Origin of the sequence: Bacteroides clarus YIT 12056 (genome assembly GCF_900129655.1) — a bacterium.
Taxonomy (GTDB): domain Bacteria; phylum Bacteroidota; class Bacteroidia; order Bacteroidales; family Bacteroidaceae; genus Bacteroides; species Bacteroides clarus.
The window spans coordinates 134,752-160,858 of the sequence record NZ_FQWK01000005.1; the positions used below are offsets into that span (position 1 = coordinate 134,752).

At 39.3% G+C, this 26,107-nt stretch carries 11 protein-coding genes; all 11 read left to right on the top strand.

Translation table 11 applies throughout. The features are described 5' to 3' along the window. The first annotated feature begins 6 nt into the window (after positions 1-6). The 11 genes from BUB52_RS10105 (at position 7) to BUB52_RS10155 (ending at position 26,085) form a co-directional block, all read left to right on the top strand. Entirely contained in the window at positions 7-1,704 is a 1,698-nt protein-coding gene (locus tag BUB52_RS10105) for a RagB/SusD family nutrient uptake outer membrane protein (RefSeq protein ID WP_009122024.1), read from the top strand. A gap of 4 nt (positions 1,705-1,708) precedes the next feature. Beyond that, the gene (locus BUB52_RS10110; protein ID WP_009122025.1) at positions 1,709-2,983 is read left to right on the top strand and encodes a histidine-type phosphatase; all 1,275 of its coding nucleotides are present in this window, start codon (positions 1,709-1,711) and stop codon (positions 2,981-2,983) included. A 273-nt stretch (positions 2,984-3,256) separates the two neighbouring features. Beyond that, the gene (locus BUB52_RS10115; RefSeq protein WP_009122026.1) at positions 3,257-7,261 is read left to right on the top strand and encodes a hybrid sensor histidine kinase/response regulator transcription factor; all 4,005 of its coding nucleotides are present in this window, start codon (positions 3,257-3,259) and stop codon (positions 7,259-7,261) included. 22 nt (positions 7,262-7,283) lie between these two features. Further along, entirely contained in the window at positions 7,284-10,157 is a 2,874-nt protein-coding gene (locus BUB52_RS10120; RefSeq protein ID WP_039950849.1) for a glycoside hydrolase family 2 TIM barrel-domain containing protein, read from the top strand. Between the two features lie 153 nt (positions 10,158-10,310). Beyond that, positions 10,311-12,569 (top strand): sialate O-acetylesterase, encoded by a 2,259-nt coding sequence (locus BUB52_RS10125; protein WP_009122028.1) that lies wholly within the window; start codon positions 10,311-10,313, stop codon positions 12,567-12,569. A 22-nt stretch (positions 12,570-12,591) separates the two neighbouring features. Continuing rightward, positions 12,592-15,618, top strand: coding sequence for a DNRLRE domain-containing protein (locus BUB52_RS10130; protein WP_009122029.1), 3,027 nt, complete (start codon positions 12,592-12,594; stop codon positions 15,616-15,618). A 118-nt stretch (positions 15,619-15,736) separates the two neighbouring features. Then, positions 15,737-18,796, top strand: a complete 3,060-nt coding sequence (locus BUB52_RS10135) for a SusC/RagA family TonB-linked outer membrane protein (protein ID WP_009122030.1) — start codon at positions 15,737-15,739, stop codon at positions 18,794-18,796. A 16-nt stretch (positions 18,797-18,812) separates the two neighbouring features. After that, positions 18,813-20,432, top strand: a complete 1,620-nt coding sequence (locus BUB52_RS10140; protein WP_009122031.1) for a RagB/SusD family nutrient uptake outer membrane protein — start codon at positions 18,813-18,815, stop codon at positions 20,430-20,432. A gap of 45 nt (positions 20,433-20,477) precedes the next feature. Then, positions 20,478-22,307 carry a BACON domain-containing protein gene (locus BUB52_RS10145; protein WP_009122032.1) on the top strand — a complete coding sequence of 610 codons (1,830 nt, stop codon included), beginning with the start codon at positions 20,478-20,480 and terminating at the stop codon, positions 22,305-22,307. A 26-nt stretch (positions 22,308-22,333) separates the two neighbouring features. Further along, positions 22,334-23,890, top strand: a complete 1,557-nt coding sequence (locus tag BUB52_RS10150) for a hypothetical protein (RefSeq protein ID WP_009122033.1) — start codon at positions 22,334-22,336, stop codon at positions 23,888-23,890. 119 nt (positions 23,891-24,009) lie between these two features. Then, complete coding sequence (locus tag BUB52_RS10155) at positions 24,010-26,085, top strand: glycosyl hydrolase 115 family protein (RefSeq protein WP_139259708.1); 2,076 nt, start codon at positions 24,010-24,012, stop codon at positions 26,083-26,085. Positions 26,086-26,107: the final 22 nt, after the last annotated feature.

Genomic DNA, 26,107 nt, shown 5'->3' on the forward strand with positions numbered 1-26,107 from the left:
TACAATATGAAAAATATAATTGCTTATTCGTTTATTTTGTTTTTCGCGGGCATAAGTCTGGTCTCTTGTCTGGGTGACTTGGACACGATGCCTTTGGATGATAACCAACTGGTAAGTGAAAAGGTATATCAGACAAAAGACGGTTATACCGGTGTCTTGGCAAAGTGTTATGCCTCACTGATTTTGACGGGGCAACAAGGTGGTGATGGAGGAGATGGCGACCTTGAAGGCGCTAATGAGGGATATTCCGGTTATGTACGCCTGCTGTTCTATTTGCAGGAGTTGAGCACGGATAATTTCCTGATGCCTTCCTCTTCCAACGGATTGCGTAAATGCTTGAATTTGCAGTGGGATGCTTCCAATGCTTCAGTCATTACATGGACCTACCAGAGACTTTATATGAGTATCGCTTATTGTAATGAACTTTTGCGGGAATGCACAGAAGGCAAATTGCAAGGTAGAGGACTTTGGGAAGAGATGAAAGACGACTATATGAGTTATCGTGCAGAGGCTCGTTTCATACGTGCTTATTGCTATTCGATGCTTTGTGATTTATTTGGTGCGGTTCCTTATGTAGATGAAAATACGGGTGTGAAAGAAATTCCGGTACAATATACGCGTAAGCAGATTTTTGAGTTTGCAGAAAGTGAGTTATTGGCTATCGAGAATGAGTTGAAGGCTCCGGGAACCAATGAGTACGGACGTGTCGATAGGGTAGCCGGCTGGTTTTTACTGGCCCGCATGTATTTGAATGCACAGACATGGATTAATGAGAATAAATACCAGGAAGCATATACTTATGCTACGAAAGTCATTGCTGATGGGCATTATCCGTTGGCTTCTGACTATCGCGAAATCTTTTTGGCCGATAATAATACCTGTAAGGAGATTATTTGGCCGTTGGTACAGGATGGTCTGCGCGCACAGAGTTCTGCCGGAACGAACTTCTATGTGAAGGCTTTTGTGAATGGTCCTATGGATGAACTCTATAAAACAGGTGTTGGTTCCAGAGGTTGGGGCAATGTTCGCGCTAAAGTGTCATTGGTGGATGCGTTCGATGCGGATGATGTTATGTTCGATGGCAATGATACCTGGGGAAATAACAAGAAAGATAAAAGAGCACAGTTTATGACCGCTCTTCCTAATCAGGTAAAAGATACATGGGATGTAAATATGGATATGACGAGTACGTTTACATGCGGTTATGGTTACATTAAGTGGAGAAACGTAACGAAAGAAGATGAACTTAGCGCTTCGGGGGATGCTTATACTTCTATTGATTTCCCGTTGTTCCGTACTGCTGATGCCTATTTGATGGCTGCTGAGGCTATTTTGCGCGGAGCAAGTGGCACACAAAGCGAGGCGCTGGGATATGTAAATGAAGTCAGGACAAGAGCTTATATGTCTGGAAAATATGCGAAAAGCGGTGTACGTTCCGATGTGTCCGGTGAGATTGGCGCCAATGAGCTTGATTTGGATTTTCTGCTGCTTGAGCGTCAGAAGGAATTGGCTTCCGAATTGATAAGACGTACCGACCTGATCCGGTTCGGTAAATATACGAAAGGTAATAATTGGGATTGGAAAAATGGCGTACGTTTGGGAGAGGATGTGGATGATAAATATAATCTGTTCCCTATTCCGGAGAGCGAATTGACAAATAATCCTACTTTAGTACAAAACGATGGTTATAAAGTAATAAAGTAAAGATATGATGAAGCTGAAACAAATTCTATTATGTAGTTTGATAGTAATGTGCTGTGCCCCGCTTGGGGCACAGACATCTAAAGAAGAGATGTTTGCTACTCCTGAGAAAACGGGAGGAGTATATTGGGCGTATCCCTTGGATTTTGCTCCGCAGACCAAAGCGCCTAAGGGATATAAACCTTTTTATATCAGTCATTACGGACGGCATGGTTCTCGTTATCTGATTGCCGACCGTGATTATAAATGGTTGGTAGACCTTTTTGAGGAGGCGCATCGTGCGCAAGCGCTTACCGGTTTGGGAGAAGATACGTATCAGCGTTTGCTCACAGTTTGGGAGGAAGCGAAAGGGCATGGTGGGGATTTAACCCCATTGGGAGTAAGGCAACACCGGGGCATTGCTGAAAGAATGTATACCTCATTTCCAGAGGTGTTTAAAGGCAATCCCTTTATATCTGCCCGTTCTACCGTTGTGTTGCGCTGTGCTATGAGTATGGTGGCTTTTGGTGACCGTTTGAAAGAATTAAATCCCGGCTTGCGGATTTCTTATGAGGCGAGCGAGAAGTATATGGATTATTTGAATTATCATACAGATGAATCTAACCGTTTCACTTCTTCTCATGACGGTCCTTGGGCTGAAGAATATAGGAAATTTGAAGAAGCTCATACCAATCCGGAACGTCTGGTCGCAGCTTTATTTAAAGATAAGCATTTTATTGTAAAGAAGGTAAATCCCAAAGAACTGATGTGGGGAATGTACTGGGTAGCCAGTGATATGCAGAATGCCGAAACAAAAGTTTCTTTCTATGATTTATTTGAGGCGCAGGAATTGTTTGATTTGTGGCAATGTGTCAATTATCGTTTTTATGTAGGGAATGCCAATCATACCGATGGAAAGGGTATTGTAGTAGCCAATGCCAAATCATTGTTAAGAAACATTTTGGATAGTGCTGATGAAGCAATCCGAAAAGGTGGTATCGCTGCCACTCTCCGTTTTGGACACGATGGTAATGTGATTCCTTTGGTGGCACTGATGCAAATAGAGAATTGTAATGTTGCAGTCAACGATCCGTATGAAGTTTATAAGGTATGGAGTGATTTCAAGGTGGTTCCTATGGCTGCCAATGTGCAGATTATCTTTTTCCGGAATGAGAAATCCGATGATATTCTGGTAAAGATTATGCATAATGAAAATGAAGTGCATATTCCGGTACAAACCGATATGTTCCCTTATTATAAATGGAGGGACGTTGAGAACTACTATCGGGGAATGTTGCAATAAGAATATTTTTTGAAGTTAACAATATAGAAACTATTGTGAGAAGTGCGACGATGGGATATCGGCGCACTTTTTATATTATATGTCCGCTTCCTTCGTACGATATTAGTATATAATCGTTCTATTTTTATATTTGTGGTAGTCTCTTCTCGCTATTTTTGCTATAAGTTGGCGCAAGATGGAAAGGAGGTTGTCTTAGTTAAACCGACTGTTTTATTGGATATACCTCGGGAATAATTCATAAGTTTGTTTTTCGTATTAAAGAAAGTCTGTTATATGTATAAAAAATATCTTACTTTTCTCTTCTGTTTCTTCTCTTCTTTTTCGTTTGCACAGAATATACATTTTCAGGCAATCGGAGTAGAGGACGGTATCTCGCAACCGACAGTAACATCTATCTATCAAGATGAATTCGGAATTATCTGGATAGGGACTAAGGATGGATTGAACCGCTATAACGGTACCGATTTTTATGTTTTCCGTCCGGTAAAGGATGATAAGAATAGTTTGTACAATAATAATATAGGTACAATCTGCGGTGACAAGCAAGGGCACATTTATATCCGCTGCAAATATGCGGTTGTTGAGTATGATATAAAGAAAAATACTTTTCATACAATTCGTGATAATGATATTCAGGCTATCAGTTACGGTAATACGCAATTGTGGGTTTGTACGAGAGATTCCTTGTTTACTTATAATCGCGTAGAAGATAAACTTGATTATTATTATAATCTGGAAGGTGCGCGTATGTCTTGTGTAATTGAGGATAGTGATGGTAATTTATATGTGGGAACCATGAACAATGGTTTGTACATGATAGACGGTAATAAGAAATGGCTGAACTATCTTCCTAAGAAAGATATAACATGCATCTATGAAGATTCTAAAAAAAGTATTTGGGTAGGAACTAAAGATGACGGTCTTTTTCGATTAGACAGGAATGGTGGAATAACCAATTATGGGACTGCTCCTCACCAGAATATGCTATCCAGCAGTTATGTCCGCTGTATTGTGGAAGATAATTTGGGTAATTATTGGATTGGAACTTTTAAAGGTTTGGATAAGCTGAATGCTGCAACCGGTACTTTCACTCATTACAGTAAAGATAATAAGCCGTATAGTTTGAGTAATTCTTCTATTATCTGTATGATGAAAGACAGGCAGGGTACTTTCTGGATCGGTACGTATTATGGCGGGGTAAATCTGTTTAATCCCGACTATGAGATATATACATATTATTATCCTGATGAAGCGCAAAAGGGAAAACTGACCTCTCCTTTTGCCGGAAGGATGATAGAGGATTCTAAGGGAGGAATATGGATTGCGACCGAAGGTGGCGGAGTGAATTATCTCGACAGAAAAACAAGAACCTTTACTGAATATAAGCATGATGTAAGTAAGAACTCTCTTGCGTCTAATACGATTCAGAGTTTGTTTCTAGATGAGGATAACCAAGCTTTGTGGATAGGAACATTACGGGGCGGATTAGACCGTTTGGACCTGAAAACATATCGGTTTACCAATTACCGGTATAATGCTGAGAAAAAGAATTCATTGATTAATGATATAGTTCGTAAAATTATTCCTTATAAAGGGAACCTGTTATTGGCTACTCATAATGGGATTGGTCTTTTCAATCCTGAAACAGGAGAGTGTGTGAAGCTATTGAATGACAGTCGGCTTAATAACAGACAAATTATAGATATGCTTGTTGATAAGAAGAATAATCTGTGGTTTTCTTACTCATTGGGATTGATAAAGTATAATCTGGAGACTCAGAAACGTAATGAGTATTTTGTTCCCAATACTTCGAAACAGGCCATTGGGCCGAACTTGATTAATGTACTTTTTGAAGATAAGAAAGGTAATATCTGGGCAGGTTCTTCAGGGGATGGCATATTCCTGTACGAACAAGACTCCAATACATTCAAATCGTTTAACTCGCATAATTCGGATTTAATCAATGATTATATACTCGATATAAAAGAGTCGCTTTCCGGCTATCTCCTGATAGCCAGTAACCAAGGATTCTCACGTTTTGATATGGAGAACCAGCGTTTTTACAACTATAATAAGCAGAATGGTTTTCCTATGACGGCATTGAATCCATATGGCTTGTTTGTGGCTAGTGATAATGAGATATATCTTTCCGGTCCTAAAATGATGATTTCTTTCTTCGAGAAAGAGTTGAATTCCTATGTGAAGCCTTATCAGTTGAATTTTACTTCATTGGAAGTAAATAATCAGCAGATTTTGCCCAATGACGGTTCCGGAATTCTTACGGAATCGATTCTGTATCAGCCACAGATCACTTTAAATCATAATCACTCCATTATAACCGTTAACTTCTCATTATCCAATTATGTATCAGTATTGAAAAATAGAATCTATTACAAGTTGGAAGGGTTTGATAAAGATTGGATGAGTGCAGGTTACCGTAAAGCCATTACTTATACAAACCTCAATCCGGGTGAATATAAATTGAAGATTAAAAGTTCGGAAGAATATTCCGGTAAGGAGAGTATTTGTAAAGAAATAGATATTATAGTAAAACCACCTTTTTATAAATCTACTTGGGCATATTGTATTTATGTTGCTATTATTATCATATCGGTCTATTTGGTGGTGAGTTTCTATTCATCAAAATTGAAACTGAGGGCTTCACTGGAGTATGAGAAGAAAGAAAAGAAACAGATTGAGGAACTGAACCAATCCAAACTTCGCTTTTTTACCAATATATCACATGAGTTCCGTACTCCGCTTACGTTGATTGTGAGCCAATTGGAAATGCTGATGGAACGAAGCGATATTCAACCTTTGGTGTATAGTAAGCTGGTGAATATCCATAGGAATACATTGCGTATGAAACGTTTGATAACCGAACTATTGGATTTTAGAAAACAGGAACAAGGCTTTGAAAAGTTTAAATACAGTAAGCAGGATATTTACGCTTTTCTGGATGAAATTTATCTGTCTTTTAAAGAGTATGCGCGGGGTAAGCAGATTAATCTTGAGTTTCTTAACAAGGATAAGAATCTTGAAGTCTGGTTCGATGTGGTACAATTGGAAAAGGTGATTTATAATTTGTTGTCCAATGCTTTTAAATATACTCCTTTGGGTGGTACGATTTCACTGTCGGTACAGGAATATGAGAACAGTGTTGTGGTTACTGTGTCGGATACGGGAGTGGGTATTGCTGAAGAGAGCCTGGATAAGATATTCGACCGTTTCTATCAAGTGGACAGTATGAATAACCAGAAAGGTACAGGCATAGGTCTGGCGCTTGCAAAGAGTATAATCGAAGCCCATAAAGGGAAAATCAGTGTCCGGAGTATGGAAGGGAAAGGAACGACTTTCGTTGTTGAACTACCTTTAGGAGACAGTCATATTACCGATGCACAGAAAATAGCTACTCCTGATATTGATTCATCGTGTATCTCTGAACTGACAGTATATGGTTCGCAGGTACCGGCGGATGTGGTGGATGATGAAAATATGGATAATCAGTCGGACGAGACAAGAAGCAAGATTCTTATTGTAGAAGATAACGAAGAACTTAGAGGTTTATTGGCGCGTTTGTTCTCTAAAATATATACTGTTTATGAAGCTCAGGATGGTGAGGAAGGATTTGAAAAGACAAAAGAAGTACAACCTGATATTGTACTGAGTGATATTATGATGCCCAAAATGTCCGGTATAGAGATGTGCAGGAAGATAAAGAGTAATTTCGAGACTTCTCATATTCCTGTGATATTACTTACGGCACAAACAGCTGAAGAATATACCATGCAAGGGTTAAAAATGGGAGCGGATGACTATGTAACCAAACCTTTTAATGTGAAACATTTGTTTATGCGTTGTAACAATCTGGTGAACAGTAGAAAATTGTTACAGCAGAAATATGCGAAACAAATGGATAATAATGTAGATATACTGGCAACCAATAGCGCGGACTATCAGTTCATGGAACAATGTGTAGCCTGTGTTGAACAGAATCTGGATAATCCGGATTTTGATGTGAATATGTTTGCCCAGGCTATGAATACGGGACGCACCAAACTCTTCCTGAAAGTTAAAGGTATTACGGGACAGACACCGAACGACTTTATTCTGAATATCAGGTTGAAGAAGGCGCAAATGCTCCTCAAGCAAATGGATACGAAGACTGTTTCAGAAATAGCGTATGAAGTAGGCTTTAATTCCCCAAGCTATTTCATCAAGCGCTTTAGAGAATTGTTTGGAGTGACTCCTGCCCAATATCAAAAAGGTGAAGAATAAACTTACTTATTATATATACACTATGAAGACAAAATTACTATGCACGCTGTATTTTTTGTGTCCATTGGCCGTGTCGGCGGCAAATGTTCATAAACTTACTCCGATTACTACTGATAAGGATGTCAGAGTTGAAATAAGTTTGTCCGCTGAGGCAAACGAACACCTGTCTCTTGATGCAGTCATTTCTAATACCCGTAATGGTGAGGTATTGTGTAATCGTTCAAAAGAGTTTTCTTTTAAGAATAAAGTCGATACGACAATAGTATGGAAAATAGATGGTTTGAATCCGGAATTGTGGAGTCCGGTTACTCCTGTTCTTTATAACCTTGAGATAAAGACGAATACTGAGGTTTTACGCAAACGGATCGGTTTCAGGAGATTTGAGATGCGGGATGGGGTGTTCTATCTGAACGGGAAACCTATCTATTTGCGAGGTAATGCCATTAATCCGCCGGAAAGAGGGATACCTGAGCCCTTGGAAAGAAGTAAGGAGTTCGCTCGTGATTATGTCCGTTTTATGAAAAGTTTGAATATAAATATCATTCGTATTCCTGATGACCAAAACTGGATGGATGTATGCGATGAAGAAGGCATGATGATTTTTGCCGGTCGCTATGGACGTCCTAAGCATGGAACCAAGACTGCACCGCCGGCAGACTTTGATTTATCGCTTAAGACATATAAGGAAATAGATTTAGGCCCGTTTAGCCCTCACCCTTCTGTTGTCATTTATATATTGGCTAATGAAATGCCGCCTGAAGGTGAAGTTGGAGCTCGGTATCGGGAGTTTCTGACAAAAATGTGTGGTGAACTCAAGAAATGGGATGATACCAGGTTGTATATAGGTAATACTGGCTATGGACTTGGAAAATCAGGTGATATTTATGATGTACACCGGTATTGGGGGTGGTATTACAACACTTTTCTGACTTATCTAAACATGCGTGATAAAAGTATGTGGCAGAATCCGGGTAGAGTTCAGCCTATTACATTTACTGAGTGTGTGGGTAACTATACGGGGATAGACGGGCGTTTCAACCTTTGTTCCCGGACTAAGCAGCCCGGTTCGCAAAAGTGTTGGACCGGCCATCTGCCAAATGAAGAACAAGCTGAGGCTGCTATGTCATATCAAGCCTTTGTCCTAAAAAATGCTACGGAACTGTTTCGTCGGTTGAGATGCCAGAATGGTAATCTTGCAGGTACTATGCCTTTTACCATAATATTCCATAATTGGGATGGAGTAAAGTCGTTTGCAGAAATGAAACCGAAACCTGTGGCGTGGCAGTATCAGACAAGTTATCAACCGATATTGCTGAGTTGGGAAAACTGGCAGTCGCAGATTTATGCAGGAAATAAGTTGTCGGTCGTTGCTCATGTGGTTAATGATGATGACTATTGCAATGATTTGAATGGCGCTCGTTTGCAATGGCGGATTGAGAAAGGAAATGAGACGTTTTTGTCAGGAGATATCGAACTGCCGTCTGTTCCTTACTATGGGACATATAAGAGTCCTCTTTCAATTGATATTCCCCGGGATTTAACTTCGGGAGATTATGTATTGAAAGGTGAAATTTGGGTGGATGGCAGGAAGATATCCCATAATGAGAGCGAGATTTTCATTGCAGGACAGGATTGGAATAATAAGGATGCAATTGGAAAAACGATTTATGTATATGACTCTTCGGCGGGGGAACAAACCCGCAGTTGCTTGCAAAAGCTTGGTTATATGGTGAAGCCGATACATACGGTTATGGATTTACCTCGCAATTCCATTTTAGTTTTGGGAAAGGATTCTTGGGACAATAACATAAACAGTCAGGTTGAACAATTAAGGGAGTATATAAAGAAAGGAGGACGCGTTGTTTGTCTGGAGCAGGATCCGGCTAGATTCAATCAATCATGGCTACCGATTTCGGTTAAATTCTTGGAAGACAGTAATAATAATCCGGTTTACCTGTCTCCTTCTTTGGCATATAAAGACGGTATGAATATTAATCTTGAGCGTCCTTATCATCCGGTCTTTAAAGGGCTGACACCGAAACGTTTTAAACTTTGGTCTGATTATACTTCTTATGATGAGTCGCAAAAGGGATTTCCTGCTATTTATCCGGTGGATAGAGGATATGACTTGCATGCAGCTGATTTGAAAAACGTGGCAATTCTTGCTAATTATAGTCGTGCGTTATCGGCAACTGCTTTGTCGGAGATGTTTATGGGTAAAGGGTCTGTGTTATTGTCGGGTTTCGATTTGATAAATCATTGTGGAACGGATCCGGTGGCAGATAAACTTCTTTCAAATGTATTACATTATATGGCTACTGATAAAAAGCATGAACCATATGTGGCAGTGAGTGACTCTATTGTTTGGGGAGATTATGCGTCTGAGCGAGGTATTGTGAATGCTCTTTGTAATGGTTTGATGGTAAATACGGTTCCTATTATTCCGAAAGGGCAGGAGAAGGATACCAAATATAAGTTGAAGATTGATGAGTATGGCTATCAATATGCCGGGGCATATGGTGGCTGGAATTCAAAACCGGGTGTACAATATGTACCCTATGGGAGAAGACCGATGGCTCCGTTCACGTTTTCGCGAGGAGGAAGCCCGCTTATTGAAAAATCATCTGTAACAGGCGAGGGGTATTTTTACATAACTTTACCGGAAAAGAAGAATATAATGATTACTGTATTAGAGAATCCTGTGGATGAACCTATCCGTATCAGTCTTTCCGTAAACAATGAAGCGGGAAAGGAGTATGTAATTTTGCCTAAGCAGCAATTAAGTATTGAAACGGATATTTCTCATATAAAGAATGCGATGAAGGTATCTTTGAAAGGAGATAGGCGCACGATTCTGCTGAAAACCATATTAAGTATGAAACAGACTCGGAAATAATGTTTAATCGAATAAGTTGTACTGCTTGAATGGTGCAACTTATTCTGTTTATAGGCCCTTTGTACAACTTTGCTGTACAAAAGAACGATTGTTATATGCTTTCATAGGATAAACGGACACTTTTGCAGAGGTATTTAAAATCCGAATAAAACTATGAAACGCATTTTATCTTCTTTATACTTATTACTGATAAGTATTGCTCTTTTGGCAAATGACAGATTTGCCGTTGCTGATATTTTTACAGACCATATGGTGTTGCAGCGTAATGCTAATGTAAAGGTTTGGGGTGAAGGAACGGACGGTTCGCAGATTGAAGTCCGTTTTGAAGGACAAAACCGGAAGACCGTGGTTGCAAAAGGCAAATGGACGGTCGATTTAAAGACCGGAGAGGCCGGAGGACCATATAAGCTGGAAATTGTAAATGGTAATCATAAGATTTGTTTCAAGGATGTTTTCGTAGGTGACGTATGGCTGGCGGGTGGTCAGTCAAATATGGAATTTGCCCTACGCAGGGTAAAAGATGCGCAGGCAGAAATTTCTTTGGCTGATTATCCTCAGATACGTTATTATAAGGTACCGAGGAAATTTTACCCGGAACAAAAAGTACCCGGAACATCTTGGAAGGCATGCTCGCCGGAAACAGCGACAGATTTTGCAGCTATAGCCTATTATTTTGCCAAGAACATACATAAAGAGCTGAATATTCCTATCGGTATCATTCAAGTTCCTGTAGGTGGGACGACGGTTGAGGCATGGACAAGCCGGAAATTATTGATGTCTGATAAAGATTTTCGTCCGCTGCTGGAATACTATGATAGTATTGCCAACTCTTATCGTCCTGGCGAATATGAGAAATTGTATAATAATTACCACAGTTCTTTGGCAGAATACAACAAGTTGAGCGCAGAGAAGAAACGATACATTAACAAACCGTCGGAACCTATGGGAAAATGGAATTTCCGCCGTCCGGTAGGTTTGTCCGAAACAATGTTGAGTGCAGCTTGTCCATACACATTGAAAGGATTCATTTTTTATCAGGGAGAATCGAATACTGCTAGAGGGGCGCAATACCGCAAATTATTCCCCGCTATGATTAAAGAGTGGAGGACTTCATGGGGACAGGGAGATATTCCTTTCTTATTTGTACAGCTGCCTCGATTTGAAACAAAAACCCGCTATTGGAATGAATTGCGTGAGGCACAATATCTAACTTCACTTCGTGTGAAAAATACGGGAATGGCGGTCGCCTTTGATCAGGGAAACCCTAAAGATATTCATCCGATTGTAAAAGATACGGTAGGTTGGCGATTGGCGCAGTTAGCCTTAGGGAAAGTATATGGTAAAAAGACTATTTACCAAGGGCCTGAATTTAAGAAATTATCAAAAGCGGGAAATGGCAGTTTACTTCTTGATTTTATAAATACAGGTACCGGGATTATTGCTAAAGATGGAGCTGCTTCACTCTCCGGATTTATGGTTGCAGGTAAGGATGGTAAGTTCTATCCTGCCGAAGCGGTCATCGTTAGTAATAGTCAGGTACGAGTAAGCAGTGAGCAGGTGCAGGCTCCTATCGATGTCCGTTACCTGTGGGTAAATAGTGCGAATCCTAATTTCTTTAATAGAGAGGGATTTCCTGCATGTCCTTTTCGTACCGACAGTTATCGACTGGAAACGGAAGGTGTATATGTCAACCCTGAACCGGTGGTACCTAAATTGGATTTATTCCTTTTCATAGGACAGTCTAACATGGCAGGTCGTGGATATATTACTGATAATTATAAAAGTAGTATTAAAGATGTGTATTTGCTGACCCCTACCGGTACAATGGAACAAGCAAGGAATCCTTTGAACAAATATTCTACTATTCGCAAGCAGTTGGATTTGCAGGGTGTAGGTCCTGCCTATTCTTTTGCAAAGGCAATAACAGAGAAAACCGGACATCAATTAGGGCTGGTAGTGAATGCACGCGGTGGCAGTTCTATTAACTCGTGGTTGAAAGGGGCACGGGATGATTATTATGGTGAAGCTTTATCGCGCATACGTCAAGCCATGAAATATGGTAAGTTGAAAGCTATTATTTGGCACCAGGGTGAATCGGACAGCCGGGAACCGGGACTGTATATGGAGAAACTAAAGAAGTTGGTCGCTGATTTACGGCAAGATGTGGGAAATGAGAACCTTCCTGTTATAGTAGGTGAGATTGCCGATTGGCGGGCAAATGGAACTTCGGAGGCATTTAATAAAATGTTACGTACAGTTCCTCAGCATATTCCATATTCTTATTGTGTGTCATCCAGAGAACTGGTTCCTTTGATTAATGAAAGTGATCCTCACTTTAGCGCAGACAGCCAAATAATTTTAGGTAGGAGATATGCTGAGGCTGCTTATGAGGCTTGCTATTCTCAAAAGTAAATAGTTCATTAAAAAATAATTTATGAGTTTTAAGAAACAGCTGTTTTTAATATGCGGAGTTCTTGCAGTGCCATTTTTAGGATTGCAAGCCGATGACGTAAATGTGGCGTTACGTAAGCCGGTGACTGCATCGTCACAACAGGAGAAATTTCCGGCATCTAATGTGACGGACGGAGTTATTTCACGTAAATCAACTTGGATGAGTGCCGAAAGTGCGCGACCTCCTCATATGTTGGATATTAATTTGGAGCGATATTATGATATCAATAAGATTGTTATCTATACTGGTATTCCGGAAAATGAGTTGACAGAATCGGAAAAAGGTAAAGCTCCGGGATTTTGGTCGATGAAGAATTTTAAGATTCAGTATTGGGATGATGCCAACTGGACGGATTTACCGGATACGGAATGTACGGAAAACCGGTTGGATAAACTTGAATTTATTTTTAAACCTACCTTACAGACTTTTCAGATTCGCCTGGTGTCCACAGATGGTGAGCCGATTCGGATTAATGAATTTGAAGTGTATGGTAAGGAAAAGGTTAATATGCCTGTACCTGTGACAATAAATGAAGTACAGACAACCGTTCAGGAGCCTTCGAAGACAGAAATGCAGGTAACAATAACCAAAGAGGTTATTGGGAAATCAATGAAGTATGTGGCTTATAACCAAGGATATTATTTCCCGGGAAGTAATATTTCCGGTTGGCTTGAATATTCCAATGTAAATAGTTTGCGAGTTTGGACATCCTTGAATGATTATGTTCCTCAGTCAGCCGTACTGAATGATGAAAGAGTGGCTACTTTGGATGATTTTGAAGTATGTAAGACTGAATTGAGAAATAATCCGGAATGTAACCGCTTTATTCGTTGGGAACCGGTTTTGGAAAATTGTCGTAAAAAACAGTTTTCTACTAATTCGATGGTTTTTGAATATGCATTGAAAGAATTGAAACGTCTGAATATAGAACCTGTTCTTCAGATAAATTCTACAGATTTCGATGGTACGTGGAGTAATAAATGGAAGCAGTGGCAACGTTTCTATGCACTTGCTTTTTATGCGGCCAAGACCGGAGATGTAACCATGTATGCTATGCATAACGAACCGAACCATCGCCATGCGGGTCCTATGAAGATAACACAGTATGTGGATGCCATGAAGATTGTTTCGGATGCTGTGTATTGTGCAGTACAGGATGTGAACAGACTGTATGGGAAATGTTTGAAGTCGCGTTTTGTAAGCCCTGTTACAGCAGGCTCGAATGCGAATTGGTGGGCGGAAGTAGTGAAAAATTTGCGTATAGACTATCGTGGCTTACCCTCAGACAGAGATTTATTGGATATATTTTCCACTCATTCTTATAATCTGCCGGCTGCGGGTTATGCATCTAAGGTTTCTGATATAAGAAAAATTATCGTGGAAAACCATCCGATGAAACAATCTCTGCCAATAGTCTATACAGAGACCGGACGCTGGATGAATGCTTATCTGATAGATAAGGAAGAAACAATGGATTCTCCCTCTTTATTTACGGAATGGGCAGGTGAATATGCGAATAATACGCTTAATCAAGGCTATGGCATGTGGGCTTTTAAGTTTGCAAATACTACCAGTGGCACATATCCGCGCGGAATCAAGTCAGGGCATCATTTTATCTGGCAGGGAAAACGGATTGTAGAGGATGCTTATAATAATGTGGCATTGGGTAAGAAAACATCAGACTTGACTTCCTCTCATAGAGTAACCGTGAAAACAATAACAGATGGAGATAAAGCAGATGCCTCCATGTGGGTTTCTTCAGATACGGATGAAGAAAAGCGTTTGGAGATTAATTTGGGTAAAAGTTACTCTTTGGGTGGGGCAGTCGTCTATACAGGTTCTTCCTATGGAGTTTATACTTCTCCTGACCGCGTGAAAAACTTCAGTTTACAATATTGGGATGGTACCGCTTGGACGGATATAAAGGAAACAATGGAAAAGAATGCACGTTACGCTCAGTCTTTCTTCTTGTTTGATACTCCTGTTACGACTTCTAAAGTTCGGTTTGTGTCAACCGATAAGGGAAGTATAAAGGTGAGAGAAATTAAATTATTTGATTCGGAATCTGTAAAAGATATTCCTTCTTCTTATGATATAAGCGGTATTCAGCGCACTGGTGAAGTAGTCCGTCTTTTTGCAAAAGGATTTAAGAATGAACGTCCTTTATTAAGTACGGTGAAATCTGCTGCTGATAATGATGTGGATGCCATAACCTGTTTTAATCCGGAAGAAATGAGATACTATATATGGCTTGTACAACGCAAACACTTTTCAAATAATTTGACTTTGAATATGAAGTCATTAGACCTACCCACCGGCACCAGAGTAATTGCTGAAGAAGTAAGTGCAAATGCTTATGGTGAGGTGGTTTGGTCGAAAGAAATCTCGGAGAATGGGCAACTTTCTTTTGAACTTCCTGCCCAAAGCGTAATGCTTCTTACTATTCCTGTTCGCATGAATGCGCTAAACACATTAGTAGCTGTAGATGATGCGGTGGTAAAAGCCGGTAGGAATGATAAAAAGAACTTTGGTAAAGCTAAAATGATGAATGTGGAGATGAATGCTTCCCGGATAAATGGAAACCAGGTAAGCTACGTTAAGTTTGATTTGTCTGGAGTGGATAGACAAAAAATAAATGCTGCCATATTCCAGATATATGGTAATTCTATTGTCGGACATCCTTATCGTTTCCATGTTTACGCTTTGGATAATAATAATTGGGATGAGAATACTTTAAACTGGAAAAATGCTCCTAATTTGGAAGGAAAACAGGTTCGTATAACGGACGTTGGGGGTACTGCACATGTAGCAGGTGAAATTGTAGTGGACGAAACAGTTGCTTATCATCAACTGGATGTTACAGAATTACTCCGTAATTGTAGGGAACAGGAAATAACTTTTGTATTAATAAGGGAGGTCAGACAATTGGGTGATGATTCTGATAATGGCAAAAGTTGTTCTTTTGGTACGAAAGAATCTAAAAATGGGCCAAAACTGGCTATTTGGTAGTATGAAGTGTGGGTTCGTATGATAGTGCTTTCTTTTCGTACAATCCTTTTATGATAACTTTATCTTTTTTGTGACTTTTGTTCTATCATATTTAAATAATTTTAATCTTAATGTATAAATGAAAAACAGTCGTCTAAAACTAATTGTGTCTGTCATGTTTCTATTGATCATGGTGGGCATACATGCACAAAATGTACGAGTGACAGGTGTTGTATCTGATGCACAAGGTTCATTGATCGGAGTGAATGTTCATGTGAAAGGGGGAACCACCGGTGTGATTACCGATACAAACGGTAAATATTCTATTGAGGTACCCGCTAGTGCTACACTTGTATTCTCTTATATAGGTTATGTAGAACAGGAACTCAAAGTCGGTAATAAACGAGTTATTAATGTAACTTTAGTTGAAGACTCCGAATTATTGGATGAGGTGGTAGTGGTAGGTTATGGCTACCAGCGAAAGAGTGATGTAGCAACTTCTGTAGCTTCTGTTAAGACTGATGAAATGAAGAGTTTTCCGGCAGGTAATGTTGGTGATATGCTTCGTGGACGTGTAGCAGGTGTCAATGTAACGAGTGCTTCGGGCAGACCGGGTTCTGCACCGGAAATTACTATTCGCGGTAATCGGTCTATTAGTGCACAGAATACTCCTTTATATGTAATTGATGGCTCTGTATCAGATGGAGAAGAATTTAGCACATTGAGTGCTGAAAGTATTGAGTCTATTGAGATTCTGAAAGATGCTGCTTCACAGGCTATCTATGGTGCACGTGCTAGCGATGGTGTCATTTTGGTGACTACTAAACGTGGGGCACAAGGTAAGATGGAAGTAAATTATAACGGATATGTAGGTATTCAATCCTTGTGGCGTAATTTTGATTTTTATTCTCCTGAAGAGTATGTGATGTTGAGACGTGAGGCTATGGCAAATGATAAAGGTATCATTGATGCTCGTGAGATGTCTATTTCAGAAGCGCTTAGTGATGATGTGATGAAAGAAGTATGGGCAAGCGGGCAATTTGTTGATTGGGAAGACTTAATGTTGAAGAATGCCTTATATCAAAACCATGATATAACTGTACGTGGTGGAAACGACAAACTTCGTGTTTCTGCAGGACTTAATTATTTTGATCAGGACGGTATGGTAACTACTGGTTCCGGCTATCAAAAGGCCGCTTTTCGTTTGAATGTAGACTATAAGGTTAATAAATGGATTAATTTTGGTGTAAATACTTCTTATGCTTTAACGAAGAGCGAACGTGAAGATGGGAATTTTACAGAATTTATTACCCGTACACCATTAGCCAAGGTGTATGAGGAGGATGGAACTTATACTAAGTATATTAATTCAGCCAATGACGTCAACCCTCTTTATAGAGCGCAAAATTATAATCGTGAAATAAAAAACAACAGCTATCGTGTTAATTTATTCTTGGAACTGAAACCGTTTAAGGGATTTAATTATCGTTTGAATACATCTTTTTATAATAGACAACAAGAAGATGGGGAAGCAAAAAAAACAGATTATCCCGGTGGAGGCGCTACTGCAAAATTAGCAAATAATGAGAAAAGAAGTTATTTGATAGAAAACATATTTACGTATGATGTTCCTTTCAGAGACAAAAATCATAAATTAGTTTTGACTGCTGTACAGTCTGTAGATCATACTCAATCCAAAGAGTTAGGATATTCTACAGCTTCACTACCAGTGGATATGGGGTGGGATTTTATTGCAAACGGTGAGTTTAGCGGAAAACCGGTCAGAACATTCTCTGAGAATAATTTGGTGTCGTTTATGGGACGTGCCTCGTATACGCTTATGGATAAGTATATTATGAATATAGCGGTCAGACGCGATGGCTCAAGCCGTTTTGGTAAAAACAATAAGTGGGGTACATTCCCTTCTATAGCTTTAGCATGGCGCATAAATCAGGAGGAGTTTCTTCGCAATGTGTCTTGGATTGATAATTTGAAATTGCGTTTGAGCTATGGTATTGTAGGTAATCAAAATGGTATTGGAAACTATACAACTCTTGGTTTGGCTAATGAATATCGTTATGAATTTGGCGATAATATGTATATGGGTTATCTTCCAGGAAAGGAATTGTCCAATCCTAATTTGAAATGGGAGCAATCTCGTACTACGAATGTGGGAGTTGACTTTGCTTTTTTCAAAAATAGATTATCCGGAACAATAGAATATTATCAAACTAGAACAACGGATTTACTTGTAAAACGTGAGATCAATTCAGTATTAGGCTATGAAAATATGCTTGATAATTTGGGGGAAACCAAGTCTCATGGGGTAGATATAAATATTAGTGGCGATGTTATCCGTACAAAAGATTTGACTTGGAGTTTAGGTGCCAATTTTAGTCATTATGCTAATGAAATTGTGAAGATTGATGATCAAGTTGATGAAAACGGCAAGCCATTGAGTCAGCCCGGAAATAAATGGTTTGTTGGTGAGCCTATCAATGTTTATTATAATTATGTACCGGATGGCATTTATCAGTATGAAGATTTTGATATTAAACGTAATCCTTATAATGAATTGGAGTATACTCTGAAACCCACTATTGATACGGATGGGGATGGTATTGCGGATAAAGCACTTTCACGAGAAGACGATGTAAAACCCGGTTCTGTGAAGATTAAAGATATAAATGGTGATGGTAAAATTAATGCGGATGACCGTACCCCGATATCTAAAGATCCTGATTTTACATTATCTTTGAATACATCTCTAAAATGGAAAGGTTTTGACTTTTACATGGATTGGTATGGTGTGTCCGGTCGTAAGATCCAGAATGCCTATTTGAATGAATCTAATAGTGGCGGTTCTTTGCAGGGTAAATTAAATGGTATCAAAGTTAACTATTGGACTCCATTTAATCCATCGAATGAATTTCCGCGTCCCAGCCATAATACGAATGTACCCTATCATGGTGCATTGGCTATTCAGGATGCTTCCTATATCCGTTTACGTACATTGCAGTTAGGATATACTTTCCCGACAGAGTGGATAAAACATATTTCTCTGTCACGTCTGAGAGTTTATGCCACAGCAACTAACTTATTGACATTTACAGACTTTAAGTCTTATAGTCCTGAGTTGACACCGGGAGCTTATCCTGAATCAAGACAGTATGTATTTGGAATTAATGTTTCATTCTAATCAATACGTGTAAAACATGAAAAAGATATTATATATAGCGGCTTTGGCAGTATCATCTGCCATGCTGTTGTCTTCTTGTGAAGATTTTCTGAATCCTGAGTCAAAAACAAATATAACAGTTGATTACCTGACTAACTCTCCTGATGGCTTGAATCGTGCAGCAATAGGTTTATATGCGCTGGATAGAGAAATTGCCAAAGGTGCAGATAATGGCGGAAGCGGTAATTTGTATGTTGTGAGTATGTGTGATTATACAACTGATCTTATGGCTTTTCGTGCCGGAACCAGTACTGCCATTGCTAAACTTGAAAATTTCATGCCGAATAATAGTGATGTAGAAGCTTTTTGGCAACAGCATTATTTTATTATTGGTAAAGCTAATGAGGTGATAGCGGGAGCGGAAGCGCTGGGAATAGAAGATCCAGATCCTTTGACACGTCGTGCTTATGGAGAAGCCAAATTTTTTCGTGGACGAGCATATTTTGAATTATGGAAGCGCTTTGAACGTCTGTACTTAAATACTGAGCCTACTACCGTAAGCAATTTGGAACGTGATTTTACTCCAGCCAGTAAAGAAGACATATTTACTGTGATTCGTGGCGACCTGGATGCTGCTATTGAGATGCTTGACTGGAAAGCAGAGGGCGGAGATTATGGTCGTATAACAAAAGCTACTGCTAAGCATGTGCGTGCACAGGTGGCTATGTGGGATAAAGATTATGATAGAGCCATCGAAGAGTGTGAAGATATCTTTGAGGATGGTACATACTCTATGGAAGATAAAACCGGTGATGTGTTTAATGGTCCGGACTTTCGTTCAAAAGAGGTATTGTGGGCATACCAGTTTTCAACAAACTTAGGTGGTGGCGGAAGTGGTACACCGTTGATGGGACATCGTGCGGCAATTATTACGACTACTCGTTATCAGTCTAATGCCGATTGTACTTTTGAAGCTAAAAATGGCGGATATGGTTGGGGACGTGTATATCCTAATACTTATTTATTCAGTCTTTACGACCAGGCTAAAGATAATCGTTATAAAGACCTTTTCATTCATACGTTCTATTATAATGATCCTAAATCTGCAAAATTCGGTCAAGAGATTCCAAAAGATTTGTATGGAACATCTGCCGGCTATATGGAAAAACTGCATCCTATGTCAAAAAAACATTTTGATCAATGGACTAATGCCGACCAGCCTGACCGTACTACAAGTTTCCGCGATTTGATAGTATACCGTTTGGCTGAAACCTATCTGATGTGTGCTGAAGCCTATTTCCATCGTGATGGAGGTAGTAGTCCAAAGGCTATTGAATATTACAATGAAACGTGGGAACGTGCAGGTAATGATCATGAAGACGGCCCTTTAACACTTGATATGCTTTTGGATGAATATGCTCGTGAACTTCATTTTGAAGGAGTGCGTTGGCCGTTACTGAAGCGTTTAGGTATTTTGGGTGAACGTGTTCGTTTGCATGGTGGCGATTTGAAATCGGAAGATCCTTATTTGGATAAAGATTATGCCGAGTGCCGCCGGAATTTTGTGGATGGTAAACATGAAACATGGCCTATTCCGCAGAATCAGGTGGATTTGATGGGAGCGGATGTTTTCCCTCAAAGTGACCCGTGGAAATAATGTGTGACCTATTTTATTTATAAATCTAAGAAAAGAAATTATAATATGAAAAAACTGACATGGATTTCATTCCTTCTGTGCCTAATTCTCGCCTCTTGTAAGGAGTATAATGAAGTGAGAATTATGCCGGAATTCAATAATAGTGAAACAGAAGTTACACTATATAAAAACATAGGGTCTTCAGCTACTGTAGTTATAAATACAACGGCGGATGATATAACAGCTGAATATGATGCTGATTGGCTTTCGGTAGATGTAAATAAGCGTCGTGTTATTTATACTATCACGGCTGCTAATGAGACTGGAGAACCGCGCATTGCACTTGTTAAGCTTTATTCTGGTGAATGGATGCAAGAGATAACTGTTACACAGCGTGAGTTGGAAGAGTCAGAAATCAAATTATTGAAAGTGGGTGATTTGACGGAAGACGGTTTGGGTATGATATTTTGGGTGGATCCTGAAAATCCTGAGGTCGGTAAGGCTATTTCTTTACAACGTCGGGTAGGCGCATGTGAATTACCTTATAAGATGAACGGTGCTTTTTCCACTGTAAATGGTATAGAAAACACAGCTCTTTTTGCTAGTCCTTCACCTAATGATGCAGTGGTGTTCTGTACCAGTATCGGAGAAGGATGGTATATGCCTGCATCTGAAGAGCTTGCTGAATTATTTGATGCCTATAATGGTATTGCTCATGATGATCCGGCATTTGTCGCTAATAATGCAGAAGCCATTACAGATACAGAAAAATCAGCTCGTGCTAAATTTGAGAAGATGCTGGCTGACTTAGGAGGTGATCCGATTAATTCGGCAGCTACAGGAGCAGGTGAAAGTTACTGGTCTAGTACAGAGGTCTCTACAGTAGCCGATGGAAAGAACGCTATTTATGTACGTTTTGGGAAGTATTTGTCACAAGGTGGCTCTAAAGAAGGCTCAACTCGTTATGCCCGTGCTATGAAGCTAGTAGGTAACTATAAATTCCCTGAAGAACCAGCTACTTTGAAAGTGTCCCCTTCTAAGGTTGATTTGGCAAGTGAAGAAGGAGCCTCAAAGGAAGTGACTGTAACTACAAACAAAGATACATATACTTATATTGTTGAAGGTGAAGATATTACTTGGATTAAAGCAGAGCAGAATGAAGATATCGTGACTTTTACTGCGCTTTCTGCTAATACAAGTGATAAAGAACGTTCTGTTACTGTTACTTTTACCACAGGTTCTGAAGATAATCAAGCTACGGTGGAAGTAATTGTTACTCAGGAAAAAATGCCGGTTGCATCAGCATTTACTATTGGTGAATATGTAGATATGGATAAGGGTGTACAGCTTGCTGAAGGTGGTATTGTTTTTTGGGCCGAGGGTAATGAGGCTAAGATACTTGCGTTGAAACGTATTGAACAGCCGTTAAGTTGGGTATCTGATGAATCTGTTAAATCTACTGCTGTTGGATGTACAGATCGTAATGATGGGGCTGTTAATACAGAGATGATGACACTATGTGGTTTTGCTGATAAAATTCCTGTGCTGAATTATTGCCATGATGGTTGGTATGTTCCTGCCATAGAGGAAATGAATGATGTATTTATAGCTTATAATGGGGGACCTGCATCAGCTCCAGGTTTGAAACCTGATGCTATTACAGATACAGAAAAATCAGCACGTGAAGCTTGGGATAAATTGTTTACGGATCGTGGTGGCGATGTGATGAACTCCAATCTTACTACTATTGATGTTTATTGGACAAGTACGGAAAGTGCTGACCCCTCAAAAGCTTTCTTTATTCGTTTGGGGCAATGGGAGGCAGACAAAACGGGTAGTAAATACCAGTCAAAACCTACTCGTTATTGGCGCTTAGTTCGTAAGGTATCAAAGTAAAATAATGTCATTAACAAGAATTGATTATGAAAATGAAATCTTTCTATATAGTAGCACTTCTAACAAGTGGAATATTCTTTGTTTCATGCACAGATTATGAAGTAAAAGATCCAAACTTTATGCCACCTGATGTGGTTCTCAATGAAGATCCTAAATATAATGAGATAATTGAAGGATTGCCTGAGCCTGGTAAGATGCAGGCATACAAGCCTTCATTGATAGGTAAGCCTTATCGTCCAATAACGGTAAATTACTCTAATGAATTTAAGCCTGTAAGTCGTTGGACACCTGGAGAGACTCGGATAGTAGCCTATATGGCTGATTATGAGCCTCAAGTAGTAACGGAAGAAGATTATAAAGCTATTACCAATAAGTATGGTAGTCTTACTACCGGGATTAAATTTGAAGCGACGGGTCGTTTCCATGTTACTAAAGGGGCTGATGGACGTTGGTGGATTGTTGATCCGGAAGGCTATCCCCGTTATGAAAGAAGCGTAACTTCGGTACGTTATGGTAGTTCTGAACGTAATCGTGCGGCATGGATGGAACGTTTTGGGTCGGATGAAAATTGGTTAGCTACTTCACAAACGGAGCTGGCATCTATTGGTTTTCATGGTACGGGAGCTTTCTGTACAGATACATATGAAAAGATACAAGCACATAATTCGGCGCATCCTGATGCGCCGATGACACTTGCACCTTCTTTTGGCTTTCTTAGTAAATTTAAATCAACGAATGGGTATGCATATCCGGGAGGCAAATCGGAAAATATATTGGGTTTGGTGCTAAATGAAGAGGCTTGGATGAAATTCTGTAAAGAGTATGTAGAAGAAGCATTAGCTCCTTATAAAGGTGATGCCAATGTCTTGGGCTTTTTCTCCGATAATGAGATTAATTTTTCTACACAAGGTAGCAATATATTAGATCAGTTTCTGAAAATTACGGATAATGATGATCTTGCTCGTAAAACAGCTGATGCTTTCATGGAAGAAAAGGGGGCTGATAAAGTTACAGCAGCATTGAATACGGAGTTTGCTGGGCGTTTAGCAGAAATTTATTATAAGGGGGTGAGAGAGGCTATTGATGCATTTGATCCTGGTATGATGTATTTGGGAACTCGTCTACATGGTACACCTAAATATATGAAAAATGTAGTAGAGGCTTGTGGTAAATATTGTGATATTGTATCTATTAACTATTATAGTCGTTGGAGCCCTGAACTAGATACTTATGTACCAGATTGGGCTACATGGGCTGGAAAGCCTTTTCTTGTGACCGAGTTCTATACTAAAGGAACAGAAGATTCTGATTTAAATAATCTTTCAGGAGCTGGTTTTTCAGTACCGAGACAAGAGGATAGGGCTTATGCTTATCAACACTTTACATTGGGGTTATTGGAAGCTAAGAACTGTGTGGGCTGGCATTGGTTTAAATATCAAGATGATGACGGTAATGATAATACCGGAAAACCGGCTAATAAGGGAGTGTACGATAATTACTATCAGATGTATCCTTATCTATCTAAGTTTATGCAAGAGGTGAATTATAATGTATATAACCTTATTGATTTTTTTGATAATTGATAAAATACTAAGTACTTAGTAATATAAGTATTCACTAATTTGATTAAAAAGTTCCCGACCTGTATTATATCCCTTTTCAGGCCGGGAACTTGTGGATAAACTGTAATGTATATCAAGCTATGAGAAATAGGCGCTATATCTTTTTATTATTTTTTATTATCCATTCTGTGTGGATGTCTGCAGGTATAGATTTTCTCGTTTTGAGTAAAGGTAATTTTCGTATGGTTGTTTCTGACGGAGAATTATCCCCCATCAAATTGGCAGTTGAAACGTTACAACGTGATTTCAAGAGTGTGATGGGCTTCTGCCCACCTATTGTTTCTACTTCAACTGATGGAGAAAAAGAATTGATTGAGTTGATTATAATCAATGAATCTATTGTTGATTCTTCTATGAATAAATCGGAGCTCCGTCCTTTGGACGGCTTTGAATCTCATCGTTTATATGCAGAGACCTCATCCAGACGGATTTATTTGACAGGAAAAGATATGCGCGGAACGATTTATGCTATATATACCTTTAGTGAGAAATTTTTGGATGTTCCTCCTTTGTGGTTCTTTTCTTCATGGGAACCTCAAAAGAAAAAGCAGATTGAGGTTCCTTGTAACCTTGATTATTTTTATAAATCTCCGCAAGTACGTTACAGAGCCTGGTTTCCTAATGATACGGAACTTTTTACACCATGGCGGCAACTTACAGTACAAAATAATGAGGTATGGTTAGAGACAATGTTACGTTTAAAATTGAATACGGTAGAGATGGAACAGACGATTACCTATCCGGATTATAAACTGGAGGAATCGGTGTCTTTACTCCGTAAATATGGTTTGATACTTTCTTCAACTCACCACACAGCTTGCAATAATAATTTAGTAACTTGGAAAGAATATTGGTACAAAGTACATGGAATTGCTCCTCCCAAGCTGTTATTGTCTGATGAAAAATCGTTGTGTGAATTTTGGCAATATAGTATTGAGACGGTATGCCGTTGTGAACAGGAAAATCTTTGGACCATTGCTTTCAGAGGTATAGGTGACCAACCTTATTGGGCGGCTTTTGAAGATGCCCCTGTGAGCGAAGAGGAACGTGCGGAAGTTATCAATCGGATGTTACATATTCAGCTTGCGATGATAAAAGAGAAGACGGGTAATCCTAATCCTTTTGTTCGTGTCACTTTTTATGATGAGCTTTCGGATCTTTTGGCTAAAGGCTATTTGAAACCGCCTGTTGGTAATAATATTTTGTGGACCTTTGTTGCGGCTCGTCGTGATCATTATCCTTATGATGATATTGTAACTTTTGATACGGCGACTCAAATTAATTTAGGCTACTATATGAATCTTCAGTTTACTTCTACCGGAGCTCATTTAGCTGCGGCAGAGGGACCTTGGAAGATGGAATTCAATTTTCGATATGCTAATAGTCGTTGTCCGTTAGCGTTATCAGTAGTTAATGCCGGAAATCTTCGTGAATTTGTAATGGAATTGGCTGCTAATGCATCTATGATGTGGGATATGGCTACTTACGATACGGATAGATTTCTTTATGATTTTTGTGTTTGCTATTTTGGAAAGGAGCATGCGGAAGAGGTAATGCAGCTTTATCGTGATTATTACTATGCGTATTGGGAACAGAAATCCGCTGATTTTCCCGGATTGGAGCGTCAGTTCATATTTCATGATTTACGTTATGCACGAGTGTTTAAACAGATTGGTGAAGGTTTCGAATGTTTCTCTTCTAATCCTTTAAAAGATATTATACGTGAGCGTGTACCGGGGCGTTCATTTCGTATCGAAGGGAACAATCAGGTAGATTCATTATTATCCGGCATGGAGCGTACTTTCGATAGATTTGATAAAGTGGCTCAACGTTGTGCTCAACTTATGCCTCAGTTACCTGAACAATATCGTTGTTTTTTTCTTGATAATTTAAGTGCACCTTGTCATTATATGGCAGCATTAAGTCATTCACTTTATCATTTTCTGAGGGCCTATAAATATACGGAGAAGAGGACCAAGAATCTGGACTTATCCATAGAGTATTTAGAAAAAGCACAAGAAGCGCTTTATTCTACTCAGCATGGTGTATTTACCGATTGGTACGCAGGAGACAAATTACATGGCAAATTTAACATTCCGGCAAAATTAAAATTGTTACATAAACTTCGTGATAAATATTGTGAAAAACAAATGTAAGAAGAGAGTTTCAGAGCTTGTA